Raw genomic sequence first — 20,534 nt, 5'->3', positions numbered from 1 at the left:
TGTTCATGAAGGAGGGAAGCATGAGCGTCGAGCGCATCAATCCGGGTCCGCGGATGAGCCAGGCAGTGGTGCATGGCGACACGGTCTACCTCGCGGGCCTGACCGCCGACGACACGTCCCAGGACGTGAAGGGGCAGACCAAGCAGATCCTCGACAAGATCGACGCGCTGCTGGCCAAGGCCGGCACCGACAAGAGCAAGGTCCTATCGGCCAACATCTGGCTCACCGACATCAAGACCTGGAGCCAGATGAACGAGGTGTGGGATGCCTGGGTGGCGCCGGGCAACACGCCGGCGCGGGCCACGGTCGAAGCCAAGCTCGCCGCCCCGGGACTGGTGGTCGAGATCATGGTGCAGGCGGCGAAGTAAGCGCCGGCGCTGCACTGCTCCGGACGCCCGCAGCCGCGATGCTGCGGGCGTTTTCATTCCGCCGCGATGCGGGCGAATGAACCGGGTCGGGCGCCGGCCGGCATGCGGCGCGCCGCGGCCGCGACCTCACCGACGATGACCAGGCCCGGCGCCGACCGGTCGAGCTGCTGATCGGCCGCGACGATAGCAGGCAGGTCGGCGAGCGTGCCGGCGAGCACGCGCTGGCTCGGCCGCGTGCCGTCGACGATCAGCGCCGCCGGCAGCGTTGCCGACAACCCGTGCCCCTGCAATTGCCGGCTGAGCTCAGGCAGGGCGTGGACGCCCATGTAGATCGCGATGGTCTGGCCCGGCTGCGCCAGCATCCGCCAGTTGAGGTCGAGCCGCCCGTCGCGGCGATGGCCGGTCACGAACACGCAGCTATGGGCATGGTCGCGATGGGTCAGCGGGATGCCGGCATACGCCGCGCAACCCAGCGCCGCAGTCACGCCCGGGGTCACGTCGAACGGCACGCCGGCCGCGATCAGCGCTTCGATCTCCTCGCCGCCGCGTCCGAACATGAAGGGATCGCCGCCCTTCAGGCGCACGACCCGAGCGCCCTCGCGTGCCAGGCGCACCAGCAGCGCGTTGATCTGCGCCTGCGGCATGCAGGCGGTGGCGCGGCGCTTGCCGACATCGATGCGACGCGCCTCCCGTGACGCCAGATCCAGGACCTCGGTCGCGACCAGGCGGTCATGGACGATGATCTCGGCCGACTGGATCAGCCGCAGCGCACGCAAGGTCAGCAGCTCCGGATCGCCGGGGCCGGCGCCGACGAGATGCACGTGGCCCAGGCGCGGCCGGGCTCGGCTATTGGCGAGCAGGGCGATCGCATGGCGTTGCGCGCCGGCACGATCGCCCGCCAGCGCCGCCTGGGCGACGGCGCCGGTGAAGAACCGCTGCCAGAAGTGACGGCGATCGGCGGTGTCCGGTAGCTGCCGCTTCACCAGCGGACGCCATCGCTCGGCGATCGCGGCCAGTACGGCCACGGTATGCGGGACGGCCTGCTCGATGCGCGTGCGCAGCCGCGCCGCCAGCAGGGGCGCGGTGCCGCCGGTGCCGATGGCGATGGTGACAGGATCGCGATCAATGATGGCCGGCCAGGTCACGGTGCAATACGCCGGCCGGTCGACGGCGTTGATCGGGATGCCGCGCGCGCGGCAGGCATCGCAGGCGGCATGGGCGATCGTCTCGGGCGCTTCGGCGACCACCACGAGCGCCGTGCCGGCCAGGTCACCGGCATCGAAGCCTGAGGCCATGCGGACATTCGCGCCGACGGCGCGCAGCGCGGCGGCCTTGCGCGCGGCAATCTCGCCCTGGCCGATCACCAGGCAGAGGCGGTCGCGCAGATCGTGGAACAGCGGCAAGGCGCGCATGGCCAGCCCTCAGTAGACGTCGCGCAGATAGCGATGCTGGCACGCCAGGTCCGCCATCCAGGCCTTGGCCGCGCCCTGGCTCATGCCGCCCTCGCGGGCCGCCAGCAATGTCAGCGCCACATCGACGTCCTTGGCCATGCGCTGCGCATCGCCGCAGACATAGAGATGCGCGCCCTCCTGCAGCCAGCCATAGAGCGCCTTGCCGGCCTCGCGCATGCGATGCTGGACGTAGACCTTGTCTTCCTGGTCGCGCGAGAAGGCCGTGTCGAGGCGCGTCAGCAGGCCGTCCTTCGTCCATTCGACGAGCTCATTCTCGAACAGGAAGTCGGTGGCGCGGCGCTGGTCGCCGAAGAACAGCCAGTTGCGGCCCGTGGCGCCGCGGGCACGCCGGTCCTGGAGGAAGGCGCGAAACGGCGCGATGCCGGTGCCGGGCCCGATCATGATGATGGGCACGTCGTCGCCGGGCAGTCGGAAATCCCGGGTATGCTGGATGAAGGCGGGCACCCGGGTGCCGCACGCCGCCCGCTCGGCGAGGAAGGTCGACGCGATGCCGCGACGGTTGCGCCGCCGCTTGCGGTAGCGAACCGTGCCGACGCAGAGATGCACTGTGCCGGGTTCGTGCCGCGGCGACGAGGCGATCGAATAGAGTCGCGGCTGCAGTCCCGCCAGCGTCGGGATCAGCTCTGCCACCGGCGGGCATGTCGACGGGAAGTGCGCCAGCAGGTCGAGGAGATCGGCGTCGGTCGGCTCGGCGCCGGGATAACCTTCGGCCAGCGCCTGCAGCCGGTCGGCATCGTCACCCTTGGCATAGGCGGCCAGCGTCTCGATCGCGAGGTCGCTGGGCTGCGCGATATCGACGGCCTCCATCAGCGCCGCGCGCAACGGGCGCTCCCGGCCGTCGGGGCAGCGCACGGCCTGCGTCGGATCGGCGCGCAGCAGGGCGATGATCTCGTCGACCTCGTCGGCCGGGTTGCTCACATGCACGCCCAGGCTGTCGCCCGGCTCGTAGGCGAGGTCGGTCTCCAGCACGACGTGGCGCGTGTCCTTGTCCGAGCCGCCACCATTGAGACGCAGCGCCTGGCGCAGGACGGTGTCGCGAACCTCGGAGCGGCCGGCAACCGGCGCCGCCGCTGGACCGGGGACCGCGGCCGGCGCAGCTGGCGTGGCCGCATCGCCGCTGCCGGCCGCCTCCATCAGCGTCTTGAGCATGCGCGCGGTGGCCTTGCCGCCGGGCTGGCATTTGCCCAGCGACGTCTCGCTGCCGGTGGCGATGGCTTCGGCATAGGTCCGGCATTCGTAGCCGCACTGGCCGCAATCCATCTGCGCCATGGCGGCCATCAGCCGCTGCTGCAGCGGCCGGCCCTCGGCCAGCTTCTGGCGCTCGTCCATGTCGAGCCCCGGATCGTGCCAGGGGAAGTCCGCGTGCGGATCGTCGGCGGGTGCGCTGACCGAGATCGTCGCTGATGGAGCCGTGCCGGAGGTGCCCGGACTGAGCAGGCCGGCGAGCAGGCCGTTGAGCCAGGCGCGCTGCTGCGGGCTGAACGGCGCGTTGTCGGGGATGATCGGCGCAAGGTAGGTCATCAGCTCATTCCGCCGCCAGGGTGACCGGCGCCTCGAACAGGCGCTGCAGCGCCTCGATGTCATGGCGCCGGGTGAAGTGCCGGAAATCCTCGGTGCTGTCGCGCCGGTGCGCGAGATAGGCGCGCAGCATGCGTTCGATCAGCGGCGGCAGGTCGTCGAACGCCGTGGCCGGATAGATCTCGCGCGCCATGGCCTGCCCGTCGGGACCGGCGCCGCCGCCGACATGCACGACATAGCCCTCGACCGCATCGTCGCCGCGGTCGACCTTGGCGGCCAGCAGGCCGATATCGCCGATATAGTGCTGGGCGCAGCTGTGGTGGCAGCCGGTGAGATGGATGTTGATCGGCTGGTCGAGCTGCAGGCGGGCCTCGAGATGGTCGGCCAGCACCATGGCCTGGCCCTTGGTGTTCGAGGCTGCGAACTTGCAGCCGGTGCTGCCGGTGCAGGCCACCATGCCGGCACGGATCGCGCTTGCGTGCCACTGCAGGCCCAGCGCCGTGATCGCCGCCTTAGCCGCAGCGATCTTGTCGTCGGGGATGTCGGAGATCAGCAGGTTCTGCCACACCGTGAGCCTGATCGTGCCGCTGCCCAGCGACTGCGCCAGGTCGGCCAGCCCGCGCATCTGCCGCGACGTCATGCGGCCCACGGGCAGCGCGATCCCGATATAATTCAGGCCGGTCTGCTTCTGGGCGTGCACGCCGATATGGCCTTGCCGTGACCAGGCGCGGCGCGGCACGCAGGCCGCGCGCGGCAGCCGTGGCAAGGCGCGGCCCAGCTCGGCCTCCGACTCGGCGATGAACCGGTCGAAGCCCCAGTCGTCGAGCAGGTATTTCAGGCGCGCCCGGCGGCGGTCGGTGCGGTCGCCGTGCTTGATGAAGATGCGGATCATCGCCACGGCCACCGGCACGCAGTCGCCGGGCCGCAGCAGCAGGCCGGTGTCGCGCGCGAAATCGAGATGGCCGGTGATGCCGCCCAGCTCGCAGCGGAAATAGACCCCCGGCTCGACGCCGTGGCCGGCGTCGACGCGGACGGCCACGAACCCGACATCGTTGGTGTCCTCCAGCACGCCGATATCGCCGCCGCCGTCGAACGCCGCGTTGAACTTGCGCGGCAGGCCGTAGAGCTCGCGGTGATTGAGGATGGTGTGATGCAGCGCGCGGCAGAGCGGGCGGGTGTCGATCAGCTCATGCGGATCGATGCCGGCCGTCGGGCTGCCGGTGATGTTGCGGATGTTGTCCGCGCCCGAGCCGCGCGAGGTCAGCCCCAGATCGGCGAGGCCCATCAGCACGGCGGGCGCCTGCGCCGCGCCGATCTCGCGCAGCTGCAGGTTGGCGCGCGTGGTCACGTCGGCGTAGCCACCGGCCAGCGTGTCGGCCATGTCGGCAAGGCCGCGCATCTGGAAGCTGTTGAGGATGCCGTTGGGGATGCGCAGGCGGCACATGTAGGAGTCCTGCGCCGGCGCGACATAGAAGAGGCCGTGGAACTTGGTGAGGAAGACGTCGATGCCCTTGGGGAAGCGGCCGGCGTCCGCATTGTCCTGGATCTCGTCCCACATCTGGAACGGATCCTTTTTGCGCTTGGCCGTCTCCTCGGCAACGAGCTTTCCGCCTGCGGCCAGCACGCGATCCTGTGCGTCGAGATGAAGCGCATGGGACGACGGTGGCGCCTCGCGCATCGCCGCTTGCCCGCCGCCCGACTGCCCACGGGCGGCCAGGCCGCTGAAGAAGCCCTGCAGATACTGCTGCTGCTCTGGCGTGAAGCCGCTCTCGCCGCTCATCGCAGACTCCTGGAGTCTTGTCCGAGCGCGACGTCACTGCCGCCGGAATTGCGCGACGTCGTTGTCGCAGCGCCCAACCCGGAAGCAACCCGCGTGCCACATGCCGGGCCTCAATCGAATCAAGAGGTTGGCAGGCTATGACGGCCATGCGGCGATCGGTCTGCCTGCATCTTGGGCATCGCCGCCGCGCATCGGGCGGGCACGGCACGGCGGTTGCTAGCCGGATACAAGGGTGCAAGGTGGACGAGCGCGTGAATGCCGGGCCGATCATGAGCGTCAACCGTTCCGGCGGCAGCATTGCAGCGCCGCTGAGGATCCTGCTCGTCGACGACGACGCACAGCGCGGTGCGATGCTCGAGCGCACGCTGAGCGAGGCCGGTCACCGGGTCGTCGCCCAGGCTTCGGGCACCGACGACCTGCTCGATCATGTGCGGGCGCACGGGCCCGACATGATCATCGTCGACGTCTCGTCGCCCAATCGCGACATGCTGGAGCACATGCGTCATGTGTCGCGCGAGCAGGCGCGCCCGATCGTGATGTTCGTCGACGACACCGACGAGGCCATGGCGGTCGAGGCCGTCAAGGCCGGCGTGACATCCTACGTCGTCGATGGGCTGAGCCCGGCGCGCGTGAAGCCGATCATGAACGTGGCCATCGCGCGTTTCCGGGCGTTGCAGGAGCTGCGCGACGAGCTCGACAAGGCGCGCGCGACCCTGGTCGAGCGCAAGCTGGTCGAGCGGGCCAAGGGCATTCTCATGGCGCAGCGCGGGCTCAGCGAGGAGGACGCCTACCGCGCCTTGCGCAAGCTCGCGATGGACAAGGGCAAGCGGCTGGCGGAGATCGCCGAGCAGGTGATCGCCATCAGTGATCTGCTGGCGCCACCCAAGGCGTGATGCTCGTTTGGGTGCGCGAATCAGGAGCGATCGAGCAAATATTGTGCAGTGCACCACGAGCGTCGCGCTTAGCTGGTGCCGCGCGACGCCAGGAATTTCCGCCGCATCGGCAGTGAGCGGCGCTTGGCACGCTTCTTGAGTTCACCGTGTGCGTCGTCCAACGGCGGGCGACTCCAGATGGCGGATCAAAGGTGGTCCGCGCAGGCACGGCCGGATCGGTGACCGATACCGCGCTGTCGCAGTCCAGGAGTCGTTGCGCCCATGTCGGATGAAACCCGGATCGACGCATCAGGTGCTCCCGAGAAGACCGAATTGGTCCTCGGCTTCGTGCCGCTCGTCGATGCGGCGCCGCTGGTGGCGGCGCGGGAGAAGGGCTTCTTCGCGGCCGAAGGCCTCTCGGTGCGCCTGGTCCGCGAGGCGTCGTGGGCCGCCCTGCGCGATCGGGTCTGCAGCGGCGTCTTCGACGGCGGCCACATGCTGGCGGCGATCCCGGTGGCGAACGCCGTTGGGCTCGGCAGCTGGCGCGTGCCGTTGATGGCGCCGGTCGCGCTCAATCTCAACGGCAACGGTGTGACCGTTTCGCAGGCGTTGTGGGAGGACCTGGTCGCCGAGGACGCCACCATCCGGGCCGGCGACCTGTCGGTGCCGCGGGCGCTGGCGCGCCTGGCGCAGCGCCGCCGTGCGCAGGGCCAGACGCCGCCGACCTTCGGCGTGGTCTTCCCGCACTCCAGCCACAACTACCTGCTGCGCTACTGGCTGGCGGCAGGCGGCGTCGATCCTGACCGCGACGTGCGCCTCAAGGTCGTGCCGCCGCCGCAGATGATCGCCCATCTGACGGCCGGCCGGATCGACGGCTATTGCGTCGGGGCGCCTTGGAATGACCTTGCCGAGGCGCTCGGCGTCGGCCGGCTGGCGACCAGCGGGCACGACATCTGGAACAACGCGCAGGAGAAGGTGCTGGGTGTCACGACTGCCTGGGCGGCGCGCTATCCGGCGACGCTGCGCGCCTTGCTGCGGGCGTTGCTGCTGGCCGGCGTGTGGCTCGACAATCCGGCGAATCGCGCCGAGGCCGCCTACTGGATGGCGCGACCCGACGTGATCCCCGTGCCCGAGGCCGTCGTTGCGACATCGCTGCGCCTGGCAGCGCCAGGAAGCCTGCTCTTCCACCATCACGCGGCCACCTTTCCCTGGGCCTCGCGTGCCCTGTGGACGCTGTCGCAGATGCGGCGCTGGGGCCAAGTCGATGCCGAAGCGGCGACCGTGGGTGCTGCAGCCGCGGTGTGCGACCCGGCCGCCTATCGGCTCGCTGCATCCGATCTCGGATTGGCGGCGCCGGCCGCTGACAGCAAGCGCGATGGCCTGCATGCCGGACCATGGAGCGTGGCTGCCGGCGGTGGCGGCGCGATCACGCTGGGCGCCGATCGCTTCTGCGACGATCGCTGCTTCGATCCGGCCGACATCGACGCCTACCTCGCCGGCTTCGGCTGCGGCAGGCCGGGCCAGCAAGACCAGACGGACCATTCTTCGGCTCGGGAGGCCGCATCGTCATGACGAGAGAGACCAGCACGCGCGCCCAGCGGCGGGGCATCGTGCGCCGTGATCTGCTGAAGGGCGCCGCCGCTGCCACGGCCACCGCCGCCCTGCTGTCGAGCGTGCGGGCAGCGTTTCCTGCCGGCGCCTTTGCGCAGGCGAGCGGACCGGAGACCAGCAAGGTGACGCTCGGCTTCATCGCGCTGACCGATGCTGCGCCCCTGATCATCGCCAAGGAGAAGAAGCTTTTCGACAAGCACGGCATCACCGATGCCAGCGTGAACAAGCAGGCCTCCTGGGGCACCACGCGCGACAACATCGTGCTGGGCTCGGCGGCCGGCGGCATCGACGGCGCGCACATCCTGACGCCGCTGCCGTACCTCATCTCGCTGGGCACGGTCACGCCCGAGAACAAGCCCGTGCCGATGAACATCCTGGCCCGGCTCAACTACGACTGCCAGGCGATCTCGGTCTCCAAGGAGCTGATGCCTACCGGTGCGCGGCTCGACTCGGCGCCGCTGAAGGAGGCCTTCGCCAGGATGAAGGCGGCGGGCAAGGATCCCAAATGCGCCATGACGTTCCGCGGCGGCACGCACGATCTGTGGATCCGCTACTGGCTGGCGGCGGGCGGCATCGACCCGGACCGGGATGTCTCGACCATCGTCGTGCCGCCGCCGCAGATGGTGGCCAACATGAAGGTCGGCAACATGGACGCCTTCTGCGTCGGCGAGCCGTGGAACGAGCAGCTCGTCAACCAGGGCATCGGATACACCGCCTGCACCACGGGCGAGATCTGGAAGAACCACCCCGAGAAGAGCCTGGGCATGCGCGCCGACTGGGTCGACAAGAACCCCAAGGCGGCGCAGGCGGTGCTGAGCGCGGTCATCGAGGCGCAGGTGTGGTGCGACAAGATGGAGAACAAGGAGGAGATGAGCACCATCCTGGGCAAGCGTCAGTGGTTCAACGTGCCGCCGGCGGACATCATCAACCGCATCAAGGGCGACGTGAACTATGGCGACGGCCGCAGCCTCAAGGGCACGTCGCTGCTGATGAAGTTCTACGCCGAGCACGCCTCCTATCCGTTCCAGAGCCATGAGCTGTGGTTCCTCACCGAGGATCAGCGCTGGGGCATCCTGCCGCCCGATCTCGACACCAAGGCCATCGTCGCCAAGGTCAACCGCGAGGATCTGTGGCGCGCTGCCGCCAACAGCATCGGCGCGCCGGCGCACGGGATTCCCGCCGGCACCTCGCGCGGCAAGGAAACCTTCTTCGACGGCAAGGTCTTCGATCCCGACGATCCCAAGGCCTATCTCGCGAGCCTCGCGATCAAGAAGGTCGCGTGAGCCGGCCGGTCAAATCTTCACGGAGCGTATGATGCCAGTCGTGCAAGCCCTGAAGCCGGCAGCCGAGGCCGGGCCACCGATAGCGGCAGCGGAAGCGGATGTCGTGGCGCTGCCGCTGAAGCGGCCGTCGCTCGCCGAACGGTGCGGACCGGTGTTCAGCGCGGCTTCCGCCCGCGTGGTCCCGCCGTTGATCGTGCTGGCGCTGCTGCTGGTGGTATGGGAGCTGCTGTGCGCGCAGGCCGGGTCGCGCCTGCCGCCGCCCAGCAAGGTGCTGACCGACACCTGGGATTTCATCGTCGATCCGTTCTACGACAACGGCGGCATCGACAAGGGCGCATTCTGGCACATCGCCAGGAGCCTCAGCCGCGTCGCCGTCGGCTTCGCGCTGGCCGCGGTCGTGGGCATCGCCCTGGGGGTTCTGGTCGGCCAGAGCACCTGGGCGATGCGCGGGCTCGATCCGATCTTCCAGGTGCTGCGCACCATCCCGCCGCTTGCCTGGCTGCCGCTGTCGCTGGCCGGCTTCCGCGATGCCCAGCCTTCGGCGATCTTCGTGATCTTCATCACCTCGATCTGGCCCGTGATCATCAACACGTCGGTGGGCGTGCGCCAGATACCGCAGGACTACCGCAACGTCGCCGCCGTCATCCGCCTGTCGTGGTACGAGTTCTTCTGGAAGATCACGCTGCCGGCCACGGTGCCGTACATCTTCACCGGCCTGCGCATCGGCGTCGGCCTCTCGTGGCTGGCCATCGTCGCCGCCGAGATGCTGATCGGCGGCGTCGGCATCGGCTTCTTCATCTGGGACGCGTGGAACAGCTCGCGCATCAGCGACATCATCGTGGCGCTGACCTACATCGGCCTGGTCGGCTTCCTGCTCGACCGCCTGATCGCGGCCCTGGGTCATGTCGTGTCGCGCGGCACATCGGCTTCGTGAGGAGGTGGACCATGGGCGCCAAGGCCTATCTCAGCTTCGAGCAGGTCGGCATGAGCTTCCGGCGCGGCACGCATGCCAGCGAGGTGCTGCGCGATGTCGACCTGCGCATCGGCGAGGGTGAGTACGTTTCGATCATCGGCCATTCGGGCTGCGGCAAGTCGACCTTGCTGAACATCGTCGGTGGCTTGCTGAAGTCGACCACCGGCGAGGTCTTCCTCGAAGGCCAAGTGGTCGACGCCCCCGGACCCGATCGCGCCATCGTGTTCCAGAACCACTCCTTGCTGCCGTGGCTGACCGTGTACGGCAACGTGCGCATCGCCGTCGACAAGGTGTTCGGCGGCACCAAGTCGTCAAAGGAGCGCCACGACTGGGTCATGCACAAGCTGGAGCTGGTGCAGATGGCGCAGCACAAGGACAAGCGGCCGCACGAGGTCTCGGGCGGCATGAAGCAGCGCGTCGGCATCGCGCGGGCGCTGGCGATGCAGCCCAAGGTGCTGCTGATGGACGAGCCGTTCGGCGCGCTCGATGCGCTCACCCGGGCCCATCTCCAGGACTCGGTGATGGATATCCACGCCAAGCTCGGCAACACGGTGATGATGATCACCCACGATGTCGACGAGGCCGTGCTGCTGTCCGACCGCATCGTGATGATGACCAACGGCCCGTCGGCAACCATCGGCGAGGTGCTGGCGGTCGACCTGCCGCGGCCGCGGCGGCGGCTGGAGCTGGCGACCGATCCCGAATACACAGGCTGCCGGGCGGCGGTGATGGCGTTCCTGTATTCGCGGCACAAGCTGCCGTCGCGGGCGGCCTGACATGTGCCCGAGCCCGGCTCCCCCGCGCCTTGTCGTCGCCGGCAACGGCATGGCGGCGCATCGCCTGCTGGAGCGCCTTGCCGAGGACTCGCCGCAGCGCTGGTCGATCACCGTGTTCGGCGCCGAGCCGCGCGCCAACTACAACCGGATCCTGCTGTCGACGGTGCTGTCCGGCGAGAAGTCGGCTGCCGACGTGATGGACACCGACGCGGCCTGGTTCAGCCGGCGCGGGATCACGTTCCATGCGGGCGTGGCGATCACCAGCATCGATCGCGAGCGGCGCATCGTGCACGATGCCGCCGGCGGGCAGGCGGCGTACGACCATCTTGTGCTCGCCACGGGCTCCGACGCCGTCCAGCTGCCGTTGCCCGGCAAGGACCTCGATGGCGTGCGCACGTTCCGCGACCTCGACGATGTCGAGCACCTGATCGCCGCGACACGCACGCGACGGCGCGCCGTGGTGATCGGTGGCGGGCTGCTGGGCCTTGAAGCCGCGTGGGGACTGCGGCAGCGCGGCCTCGATGTCACCGTGGTGCATCTCATGGGGCATCTGATGGAGCGCCAGCTCGATCGGACCGCGGCGCTCTATCTGCAGCGCGACCTGGAGCGCCGCGGGATCCGCTTCGCGCTTCGTGCCGATACCGCGGCCATCGAGGGCGAGGGCCGTGTCGAGGCCGTGCGGCTGCGGGACGGTCGGCGCCTGGCCACCGACCTGGTGGTGATGGCCGTGGGCGTGCGGCCCAACGTGGCGCTGGCCCGGGCCGCGGGGCTGGCGGTCCGGCGCGGCGTGCTGGTCGACGATGCGCTGGCGACATCGGACACCGCGATCTCGGCGATCGGCGAATGCGTCGAGCACGCCGGGCAGGTCTATGGCCTCGTGGCCCCGGCCTGGGCGCAGGCCGATGTCCTGGCGGCCCGTCTCGCAGGCAACCGTAAGGTGGCCTATCGTGGCTCGATCGTCGGCACCAACCTCAAGGTTGCCGGCGTGGCGGTGTACGCGGCCGGTGACATCGCCGCGGCTGACGGCGCCGAGGAGGCCGTCTGCGCCGACCCTGACACGGGCTTGTACAGAAAGGTGGTGCTGCGCGACGGTCGCCTCGCGGGCGCGGTGCTGGTTGGCGATGCTGCCGATGGCGGCTGGCTGTTCGACCTGATGCAGCGCGGCGAGCCGGTGCTGCATTTGCGCGAGCCGCTGGTGCTGGGCCGCGCTTTCGCCGAGCCCGCGCGGCAGGCGGCGTAGCCAGGCCGCCGCCCGGGGCCGATGACCGTGCTGCCACTCGCGCGAGAAGCCCGCGATATCGTGCGCACGACGTGCGCCTATTGCGGCGTCGGCTGCGGCGTGCTGGCGAGCAGCGACGGGCAAGGGGGCGCGACGGTTGCGGGTGATCCGGCACACCCGGCGAATTTCGGCCGGCTGTGCTCCAAGGGCTCGGCGCTCGGTGAGACTCTGGGCCTGGAGGGCCGTCTGCTGGCGCCGGTGATCGGCGGCCGCCCGGCCGGCTGGGACGAGGCGCTCGACCACGTGGCAAACCGCTTCGCGGCGATCGCAGCGGCGCATGGTCCCGACGCCATCGCCTTCTATGTGTCCGGCCAGCTCCTGACCGAGGACTACTACGTCGCCAACAAGCTGCTGAAGGGGTTCATCGGCTCGCGCCACCTCGATACCAATTCGCGGCTGTGCATGGCGTCCTCGGTCGCCGGCCACCGGCGCGCTTTCGGCAGCGACACCGTGCCGGGAACCTATGAGGACCTCGAGCTGGCCGATCTCGTCGTCCTGGTCGGCTCGAACCTCGCCTGGTGCCACCCCGTGCTGTTCCAGCGCATCGCCGCGGCCCGCGAGGCGCGGCCGGACATGCGGGTCGTGGTCGTCGACCCGCGGCGTACGGCCACCTGCGACATCGCCGATCTGCACCTGCCGCTGGCCGCCGGCAGCGACGTGGCATTGTTCAACGGACTGCTGCTGCATCTGCACGATACCGGCGTCGTCGACCGCCGGTTCGTCGACCGGCACACGGTCGGACTCGATGCCGCGCTGGCGGCCGCCCGCGCGGCGACGCCGGACGTCGCAGCCGTGGCGCGGTGGTGCGGCCTGCCGGCGGCAGACGTGGCGCGGCTCTACGCCTGGGTGGCACAGTCCGAAAGGACCGTCACCGTCTACTCCCAGGGCGTGAACCAGTCGTCGGCCGGCACCGACAAGGTCAATGCCATCATCAACACCCATTTGCTCACGGGCCGTATCGGGCGGCCCGGGATGGGGCCGTTCTCCGTCACCGGCCAACCCAACGCCATGGGCGGCCGAGAGGTCGGCGCGCTCGCCAACCAGCTCGCCGCGCATATGGACTATGACGATCCCGTCGCGATCGACCGCGTACGCCGCTTCTGGCAGGCACCGCATCTGGCGACCGGCGCCGGCCATAAGGCCATCGACCTGTTCCGTGCCATCGGGACCGGCGAGATCAAAGCCGTCTGGGTGATGGCCACCAACCCGGCGGTCAGCATGCCCGATGCCGGCCAGGTCGTGCGCGCGTTGCAGGCTTGCGATTTCGTTGTCGTTTCCGACTTCGTGCGCGACACCGATACCGCGCGCCTTGCGCATGTGCTGCTGCCTGCCGCCGCCTGGGGCGAGAAGGACGGCACTGTCACGAACTCGGAGCGCCGGATCTCGCGCCAGCGTCCGCTCCGGCCGGCGCCGGGCCTGGCGCGGCCGGACTGGTGGGCGCTGAGTCAGATCGGCCGCCGCCTGGGCTACGCCGAAGCCTTCGACTATCACGGCCCGGCCGATATCTTCCGTGAGCATGCGCGGCTGTCGGCTTTCGAGAACGATGGTGCACGCGCGTTCGATATCGGTGCCGTGGCGGATATTCCGGCGTCGCTGTACGACGGGCTCGAGCCGTTTCAATGGCCGTGGCGCGCCGGCGAGTCAGGTTTGCAGCAACGGCTGTTCGGCGACGGCAGCTTCCACACACCCGATCGCCGCGGACGGTTCGTCGCCGTCACGCCGCGGCCGCCGTGCCATGCCGCGACCGAGGCCTTCCCTCTGGTCTTGAATACCGGCCGCTATCGCGACCAGTGGCATACCATGACACGCACCGGACGCACGCCGCGTCTTTCGGCGCATCGTCCGGTGCCGCTGCTCGCCGTGCACCCCGACGATGCGGCACGGTTCGGGCTTGCCGATGACGGGCTGGCGCACATCGAAAGCCGGTGGGGTGCCGCCGTTATGCGCGTGCAGACGACCGCCGAGCAGCGGCCGGGCACGGTTTTCGCGCCCATGCACTGGACCGGCGTGTTGAGCGCCGCCGGCCGCGTGAACGAGGTGGTCAATCCGCAGGCCGATCCCATTTCCGGCCAGCCCGAGCTGAAGGCGACGCCGGTGCGCGTCAGCGCCGTGGCCACGCGATGGCAGGGCTTCGTGCTGTCGCGGCAGCCTTTGGCGTTCGATTGCCGCGGCTACTGGGTTGCCGTGCGCGGCGCCGGCCATTGGCGCTACGAGCTGGCCGGCCCCGAGGCCCCCGTGGCGGCGTGGGAGCGCCTCGAGGCGCTGGCGACCGCTGCCGTGACAGAGGCCGAATGGCTGCTCTATCGCGACCCTGCCATCGGCCGCTACCGCGCCGCGCTGCTGCATGGCGGTCAGCTGCAGCTTGCGATGTACATCGCGCCGGATGCGGCCGGCTTGCCATCACGCATCGGCCCGGCGGCCCTGTTCAGCGAAGCCCGTATCACGCCGGGCCAGCGGCGTTCGGTGCTGGCCGGACGCGATCCCGGACGAAGCGCCGACCTGGGGCCCGCCGTCTGCGCCTGCCACGGCGTCGGCCGCGACGCGATCGAAAAGGCGATCGCCACGGGCTGCCGCACCACGCGTGCCCTGGGCGAGCGCCTCAGGGCCGGCACCAATTGCGGCTCGTGCCTGCCCGAGCTGCGCGCCTTGCTGGCCGGGGTAGCCTGATCTTCGCTCGCAGCGCCCGGAGCGTGTGACTTTATCCTTATCCTTCCCACCGAGGGCAGGGCAATCGCATGTGGATTTCGATTACCTTCCCCCGCAAGCGGCAGGGCTGTCCGGGGAAAAAGCCTTCATGGTGAGCTTGTCGAACCATGAAGGCCGCGCACGACGGCTGGTGCGAGACGCTTCATGGTTCGACAAGCTCACCATGAAGCGTTGTTGTAGCGAAAAGTGCTAGATTCTAGCGGACATTTTCCCCGGACAGCCCTGCCGCTTGCGGGGAAAGGTAATCGAAATCCAAGCGCGGTATCCCTGCCCTCCGGGGGAAGGACATCACATACTCTCGGGATGACAGCAGGAGATCTCAGTTCAACGGCCCGAAGATCTTGCCGGGGTTCATGATGTTGTCGGGGTCGATGGCCCGCTTGACGGCGCGCATCAGGCTCACCGACTCGCCATGCTCGGCATAGAGGTACTTGATCTTGCCCAGCCCGACGCCGTGCTCGCCGGTGCAGGTACCGCCCAGCTCGAGCGCCCGCGCCACCATGCGGTCGTTGAGCGCGTCGGCCCGCTTCAGGCATGTCGGGTCGTCGGGGTCGACCATGATGGTGAGGTGGAAGTTGCCGTCGCCGACATGGCCGACGATCGGCGCCACCAGGTCCAGCGCCACGATGTCGTTCTTGGTGGCGAGGATGCATTCGGCCAGCCGCGAGATCGGCACGCAGACATCGGTGGCCCACATGCCCCAGCCGGCCTTCAGCGCCTTGTTGGCCCAGGCAGCGTCATGGCGCGCCTGCCACATCCGGGTGCGCTCCTCGGCCTGGGTGGTGAAGGCGAAGCTGCCGCCGCCATTGTCGCTGGCGATGGCCTGGACCATCTCGGCCTGCTCCTTGACGCTGGCTTCGGTGCCATGGAACTCGAGGAACAGCGTGTTCTTGACCGGCAGGCTCATCTTGGAATAGCGGTTCACCGAGTCGACCTGGATGTCGTCCAGCAGCTCGATGCGCGCGATCGGCACGCCCGACTGGATGGTCTGGATCACGGTGTTAACGGCGCCCTCCAGGCTTTCGAAGGCGCAGGTCGCCGCCGCCATCGCCTCGGGGATGCCGTAGAGCCGCAGCGTGATCTCGGTGATGATGCCCAGCGTGCCTTCCGAGCCGACGAACAGCTTCACGAGGTCGTAGCCGGCCGCCGATTTGCGCGCGCGCCGGCCCAGCCGCATGATCCGGCCGTCCGCAGTCACCACCTGCAGCGCCAGCACGTTCTCGCGCATGGTGCCGTAGCGCACCGCGTTGGTGCCCGAGGCGCGGGTGCTGGTCATGCCGCCGATCGAGGCGTCGGCGCCGGGATCGATGGGGAAGAACAGGCCGGTGGCCCGGATGTACTCGTTGAGCTGCTTGCGCGTGACGCCCGGCTGCACCACGACGTCGAGGTCGGCCTCGTTGACCTGCAGCACCTGGTTCATGCGGCTGACATCGACCGAGATGCCGCCCTGCGGCGCCGAGATGTGCCCTTCCAGCGACGTGCCGGTGCCGAAGGCGATGATCGGCGTGCGGTAGCGGGCGCAGATCTGCACGACCTTCTGCACTTCCGCCGTCGACTCGGCGAACACCACGGCGTCCGGCAGATGGGCCTCGTGGTAGCTGATGTCCTTGCCGTGCTGCTCGCGCACGGCAGCGGCAGTGCTGAGACGGTCGCCGAAAATGGCCTTCAGCTCGGCAATGGTCTCGTCGATATGCGGCGGATGCACCGCGGCGGCCAGGGCCATGGCGGAATTCTCCTGCAGGCGGGTGCCTGTATCCGGCTGACAATGGCGACAAAGCGCCGGCCGTTCAAGGCGCGCAACGGCGCCATCGGGGGCAGGGCGAGCGTCTATTCACTGTCCGCCTGCAGCGCTGCCAGGGCACGGCCACGTGGCGACAACCGCTAGTCGCCGCCGGGCTCGGCCAGGCGGCCCGCCGGGTGCTTGTGCCGGTGCTCGACATACTCGACCAGCGTGCCGTCGGGATGGCGCACGAGCATGTTCTGGCCGGTGGGCACGTCCTTGGGACCGTTGATGACCTCGGCGCCCACTGTCGGCAGGTGGCGCGCGAACTCGGCTATGCCGCAAAACCGTGCCACCCCGGCGCGGAACACCGGCGCTCGCTCGTCGTTGGCCAAAAGGCGTAGTGGTCGCGGAGAGCGTGATGGAAACTGTGCCAACCATCGTCTTCGAGAACATGGAATCTTCAGAGTTTGTGCAATCGCGCATCGAGCGAGAAATCAACCGGTTGGAGCGATTCTTCGGTCGGGGCACGTCATGTCGTGTGGTGGTGCGCGCCCCGGATGGCCGGCAGGCCAAGGGCGGCCTGTTCAGCGTCCGTATCCATATCGAAATGCCGGGTCAGCGCGGCGTGGTGGTGAGCCGCCAGCCGCCGGAGCGCAAGCAGCTGGCCGACCCCAATGTGGCCATTCATGAAGCCTTCCGGACCGCGCGCCGACAGCTGCAGGACCAGACGGGGCTGCTGCGGGGCGAGGTCAAGGCGCACGACGAGCAGGGTGTCGGGACCGTGACCGGACTCTATCCCGAGGACGGCTACGGCCTGATCACGGCCGCCACGGGTGATGAGATCCATTTCGACCGCAGCAGCATGCAACCCGGCGAGTTCGAGGCCCTGCAGAAAGGCGCCCAGGTCAGCTACGAGGCGCATGAGGGCGACTATCGCGTGCATGCCCGCGTGGCCCGGATGAAGCAGGAGAGCGGTTGACGGCCGGCGGGCCGGGCGGCAAGAAGCCCTGTTCACCGGAGCTTCTGATGACTGCCGACAATCGCGTCTACCTGTTCGATACCACGCTGCGTGACGGCGCCCAGACCCAGGGCGTCGACTTTTCCGTCGCCGACAAGACGGCCATCGCGATCGAGCTGGACCGAATCGGCATCGACTACATCGAGGGCGGCTGGCCCGGTGCGAATCCGACCGACGACCGCTTCTTCGCCGCACCGCCGGCGTTCAACCGCGCCAGGTTCGTCGCCTTCGGCATGACCCGGCGCGCCGGCCGCAGCGCCGCCAACGATCCCGGGCTCAACGCCATTCTGTCGACCCAGGCGCGCACCGTCTGCATGGTGGGCAAGACCTGGGATTTCCATGTCGATGTCGCGCTGGAGCTGGGCCGCACCGAGTATATCGACATGATCGCCGACTCGGTGGCGGTGGCCAGGACGCGGGTCGACGAGGTGATGTTCGACGCCGAGCATTTCTTCGACGGCTACAAGGCCAACCGCGACTACGCCATGACCTGCCTGCGCGAGGCGCTGCGGGCCGGCGCGCGCTGGCTGGTGCTGTGCGACACCAACGGCGGCACCTTGCCGCACGACATCGAGCGCATCGTGGGTGAGGTCTGCGCCGAGATTCCCGGCACGTCGATTGGCATCCATTGCCACAACGACACCGAGAACGCGGTCGCCAATTCACTCGCCGCCGTGCGTGTCGGCGCCCGCCAGGTGCAGGGCACCATCAACGGCCTGGGCGAGCGCTGCGGCAATGCCAACATGATCGCGCTCATCCCCAGCCTCATGCTGAAGATGGGCTATGACACCGGCATCCCGGCGGAGAACCTGGCCAAGCTCACCCACCTGTCGCGGCTGCTCGACGACCGTCTGAACCTGGTGCCCAACCGCAGCGCCGCCTATGTCGGCTCGCGTGCTTTTGCGCACAAGGGCGGCCTGCATGTCAGCGCCGTCGAGAAGGACCCGCGCACCTACGAGCATATCGATCCGGCGGTGGTCGGCAACGAGCGCATCATCGTCGTGTCCGACCAGGCCGGCCGCTCCAACGTGATGGCGCGCTTCCGGCAGATCGGCCTGGAGATCGATCCCAGGAGCCCCGACGTGATGCGGCTGCTGGAGATCGTCAAGGAGCGCGAAGCCAACGGCTACGCCTATGACGGCGCCGATGCTTCGTTCGAGCTGCTGGCCCGGCGCGAGCTGCATACCGTGCCCGACTACTTCGTGCTGCAGAGCTTCCGCGTGCTGGCCGAGCGCCGCTGGAATGCCCGGGGCGAGCTGATCACCCTGTCCGAGGCCACGGTGAAGCTCGACGTCGCCAAGCATCGGGTGATGGAGGTGGGCGAGGGCAACGGCCCGGTCAACGCCCTGGACTCGGCCCTGCGCAAGGCGCTGCTGCCGCACTACGCCGAACTCGTCGACATGCGCCTGATCGACTTCAAGGTGCGCATCCTGGACTCGGCGGGCGGCACCGCCGCCATCACCCGGGTCATGATCGAGAGCGCCGACGGCCACGGGCAGCGCTGGACCACCATCGGGGTGTCGCCCAACATCATCGATGCGTCGTACAACGCGCTCTACGACGCCATCACCTACAAGCTGTTCCGCGACGGCGCGACGCCGGCGGTGTGAAGCCGGCCGGAACAGGGCTGTCGTGTACGAAGGCGCGGGCATTTCGCTTATGACCTCGCTGTCATCCCGAGCGCCAGCGAGGGATCTCCTGCGGTACGGCGCACGGTGCGCCATTCGCGGGAGATCCCTCGCTGCGCTCGGGATGACGGTAGGGTCGTAAGCGAAAGCCCCGCCCGGATGCTGCGCCTTCGAACCATTGCAGCCATGCCCGGGAGGCTTATCAAAGTCCGCGACGCATGGCTCAAGATCGGGCAAAATAGTTGTTTCAGGGAGGCGACGGAATCTCCGCCGCAGCGACGGCGTGGCCGGCAAGCGGCCGCAGACGGTAGGGGATGCGCGACACAGTCGAAACCCATCCAGGGCAAGCGCAGGCGCCGCCGCCACGGCTGCGGCCAAGCCGCCGGGCGGTCGCCCGCGGCTTCATGTGGGCGCTGCCGGTTCTGGCGGCTGTCGTCGGGGTTGCGTTCTGGCTCATGGCCGGCCGCCACGTCAGCACCGACAACGCCTACGTCAAAGGCGACCGCGTCCTGATCGCACCGGAGGTTCCGGGCGTCGTCGTCGAGGTCGCCGTAGTCGAGAACCAGCGCGTCTCGCGCGGGGATCTCCTGTTCCGCATCCAGGACGAGCCCTACCGGCTGGCGCTGGCGCGGGCCGAGTCGGAGCTGGAGACCGTGCGGGCGGATGTGCGCGGGCTGCGCGCCAGCTACCGGCAGAAGCGCGAGGAGATCAAGGCCGCCAAAAGCCAGGAGACATTCGCCGCCACCGACTTCGAGCGCCAGAACGAGCTGGCCCAGCGCAAGGTGGTCTCCAGCCAGCGCCTTGACGAAGCCCGGCGCGACCTCGATCTGGCGCGCCAGCGCATCGCCATGCTGAACGAGGAGCTGATGCGGCTGGAGGCGGGGCTGGCCGGCGATCCCAAGATCCATACCGACGACCACCCGCGCGTGAAGCAGAGCCGGGCGGCCCGCGACGAGGCGGCGCTGAACCTGCGCCGCACGCGCATCGAGGCGCCGATCGACGGCATCACGGCGCGCAAGCCGACCGTGGGCACGCACGCCCTGGCCGGGACGGCGGTGATGACGGTGGTGGCCGATGACGGCCTGTGGGTCGAGGCCAACTTCAAGGAGACCGATCTGACACGCGTGCGGCCGGGGCAATCCGCGAGGGTGCATATCGACACCTACCCCGATCGCGTCTGGCGCGGCACCGTGGTGAGCATCGCCCAGGCGACGGGCGCCGAGTTCGCCGTGCTGCCGCCGCAGAACGCGTCGGGCAACTGGGTCAAGGTGGTGCAGCGCATCCCCGTGCGGGTCGAGGTGCGCCGCGAGCCCGGCGATCCGCCGCTGCGGGTCGGCATGAGCGCGCTGGTTGAGATCGACACCGGGCATGTGCGTTCGTTCGGCGAGCTATGGGCCACCCTCGCCCGCTCGGTCGGCCTGGGTGGTCCGGTGGCGACGGCGACGATCGACAGCGACACCGTGCCCATCAGCAGGTTGTAGTCGCCCTGCAGGATGGCGGTGTAGATCAGCGAGCCGACGCCGGGAT

General features: G+C 69.1%; 16 protein-coding genes. 11 read left to right on the top strand and 5 right to left on the bottom strand.

Annotated features, from left to right (window positions below; genetic code table 11):
- The first annotated feature begins 20 nt into the window (after window positions 1-20).
- A complete protein-coding gene (locus FHP25_RS29565; RefSeq protein ID WP_147850587.1) occupies window positions 21-368 on the top strand; it encodes a RidA family protein in 348 nt (115 codons plus the stop codon).
- Between the two features lie 53 nt (window positions 369-421).
- On the opposite strand, the gene cysG is transcribed toward FHP25_RS29565, so the two are convergent.
- Genes cysG through FHP25_RS29550 form a run of 3 tightly spaced genes read right to left on the bottom strand, consistent with a single transcriptional unit; the run spans window position 422 to window position 5,138 of the window.
- Window positions 422-1,780, bottom strand: a complete 1,359-nt coding sequence (cysG, locus tag FHP25_RS29560; RefSeq protein WP_147850586.1) for a siroheme synthase CysG — start codon at window positions 1,778-1,780, stop codon at window positions 422-424.
- Between the two features lie 9 nt (window positions 1,781-1,789).
- Entirely contained in the window at window positions 1,790-3,361 is a 1,572-nt protein-coding gene (locus FHP25_RS29555; RefSeq protein WP_147850585.1) for a sulfite reductase subunit alpha, read from the bottom strand.
- 4 nt (window positions 3,362-3,365) lie between these two features.
- The gene (locus FHP25_RS29550; RefSeq protein ID WP_147850584.1) at window positions 3,366-5,138 is read right to left on the bottom strand and encodes a NirA family protein; all 1,773 of its coding nucleotides are present in this window, start codon (window positions 5,136-5,138) and stop codon (window positions 3,366-3,368) included.
- A gap of 239 nt (window positions 5,139-5,377) precedes the next feature.
- On the opposite strand from FHP25_RS29550, the gene FHP25_RS29545 reads away from it, so the two are divergent.
- The 7 genes from FHP25_RS29545 to FHP25_RS29515 all read left to right on the top strand — a co-directional run bounded on the left by FHP25_RS29545 (window position 5,378) and on the right by FHP25_RS29515 (window position 14,599).
- Window positions 5,378-6,031, top strand: coding sequence for an ANTAR domain-containing response regulator (locus FHP25_RS29545; RefSeq protein WP_231712525.1), 654 nt, complete (start codon window positions 5,378-5,380; stop codon window positions 6,029-6,031).
- A 261-nt stretch (window positions 6,032-6,292) separates the two neighbouring features.
- The gene (locus FHP25_RS29540) at window positions 6,293-7,582 is read left to right on the top strand and encodes a CmpA/NrtA family ABC transporter substrate-binding protein (RefSeq protein ID WP_147850582.1); all 1,290 of its coding nucleotides are present in this window, start codon (window positions 6,293-6,295) and stop codon (window positions 7,580-7,582) included.
- On the top strand, window positions 7,579-8,904 hold the full coding sequence (locus FHP25_RS29535; RefSeq protein ID WP_147850581.1) for a CmpA/NrtA family ABC transporter substrate-binding protein: 1,326 nt from the start codon (window positions 7,579-7,581) through the stop codon (window positions 8,902-8,904). Before FHP25_RS29540 ends, FHP25_RS29535 begins: the two co-directional genes overlap by 4 nt.
- Before the next feature lie 40 nt (window positions 8,905-8,944).
- Window positions 8,945-9,838, top strand: coding sequence for a nitrate ABC transporter permease (ntrB, locus tag FHP25_RS29530; RefSeq protein ID WP_231712523.1), 894 nt, complete (start codon window positions 8,945-8,947; stop codon window positions 9,836-9,838).
- Between the two features lie 11 nt (window positions 9,839-9,849).
- Window positions 9,850-10,653 (top strand): ABC transporter ATP-binding protein, encoded by an 804-nt coding sequence (locus tag FHP25_RS29525; RefSeq protein ID WP_147850579.1) that lies wholly within the window; start codon window positions 9,850-9,852, stop codon window positions 10,651-10,653.
- Between the two features lies 1 nt (window position 10,654).
- Window positions 10,655-11,893, top strand: a complete 1,239-nt coding sequence (locus FHP25_RS29520; RefSeq protein WP_147850578.1) for an NAD(P)/FAD-dependent oxidoreductase — start codon at window positions 10,655-10,657, stop codon at window positions 11,891-11,893.
- A 21-nt stretch (window positions 11,894-11,914) separates the two neighbouring features.
- Entirely contained in the window at window positions 11,915-14,599 is a 2,685-nt protein-coding gene (locus FHP25_RS29515) for a nitrate reductase (RefSeq protein WP_147850577.1), read from the top strand.
- 358 nt (window positions 14,600-14,957) lie between these two features.
- Here FHP25_RS29515 and FHP25_RS29510 read toward each other — a convergent pair whose 3' ends face one another.
- Both FHP25_RS29510 and FHP25_RS29505 read right to left on the bottom strand, forming a co-directional pair.
- Entirely contained in the window at window positions 14,958-16,361 is a 1,404-nt protein-coding gene (locus FHP25_RS29510) for an FAD-binding oxidoreductase (RefSeq protein ID WP_147850576.1), read from the bottom strand.
- Between the two features lie 158 nt (window positions 16,362-16,519).
- Window positions 16,520-16,729, bottom strand: a complete 210-nt coding sequence (locus FHP25_RS29505) for a VOC family protein (protein ID WP_178133878.1) — start codon at window positions 16,727-16,729, stop codon at window positions 16,520-16,522.
- Window positions 16,730-16,761: 32 nt separating this feature from the next.
- Here FHP25_RS29505 and FHP25_RS29500 point away from each other — a divergent pair, with 32 nt between their 5' ends.
- From FHP25_RS29500 to FHP25_RS29490, 3 genes are all read left to right on the top strand, one after another.
- Window positions 16,762-17,340, top strand: coding sequence for an HPF/RaiA family ribosome-associated protein (locus tag FHP25_RS29500; protein WP_147850574.1), 579 nt, complete (start codon window positions 16,762-16,764; stop codon window positions 17,338-17,340).
- A gap of 47 nt (window positions 17,341-17,387) precedes the next feature.
- Window positions 17,388-18,989, top strand: coding sequence for a citramalate synthase (gene cimA, locus FHP25_RS29495; protein ID WP_147850573.1), 1,602 nt, complete (start codon window positions 17,388-17,390; stop codon window positions 18,987-18,989).
- Window positions 18,990-19,321: 332 nt separating this feature from the next.
- Window positions 19,322-20,488 (top strand): HlyD family secretion protein, encoded by a 1,167-nt coding sequence (locus tag FHP25_RS29490; protein WP_147850572.1) that lies wholly within the window; start codon window positions 19,322-19,324, stop codon window positions 20,486-20,488.
- Window positions 20,489-20,534: the final 46 nt, after the last annotated feature.

This window comes from Vineibacter terrae (assembly GCF_008039615.1).
GTDB lineage: Bacteria > Pseudomonadota > Alphaproteobacteria > Reyranellales > Reyranellaceae > Vineibacter > Vineibacter terrae.
The sequence above is the reverse complement of the archived record's forward strand: the minus strand, read 5'-3'. Positions and strand labels throughout refer to the sequence as shown.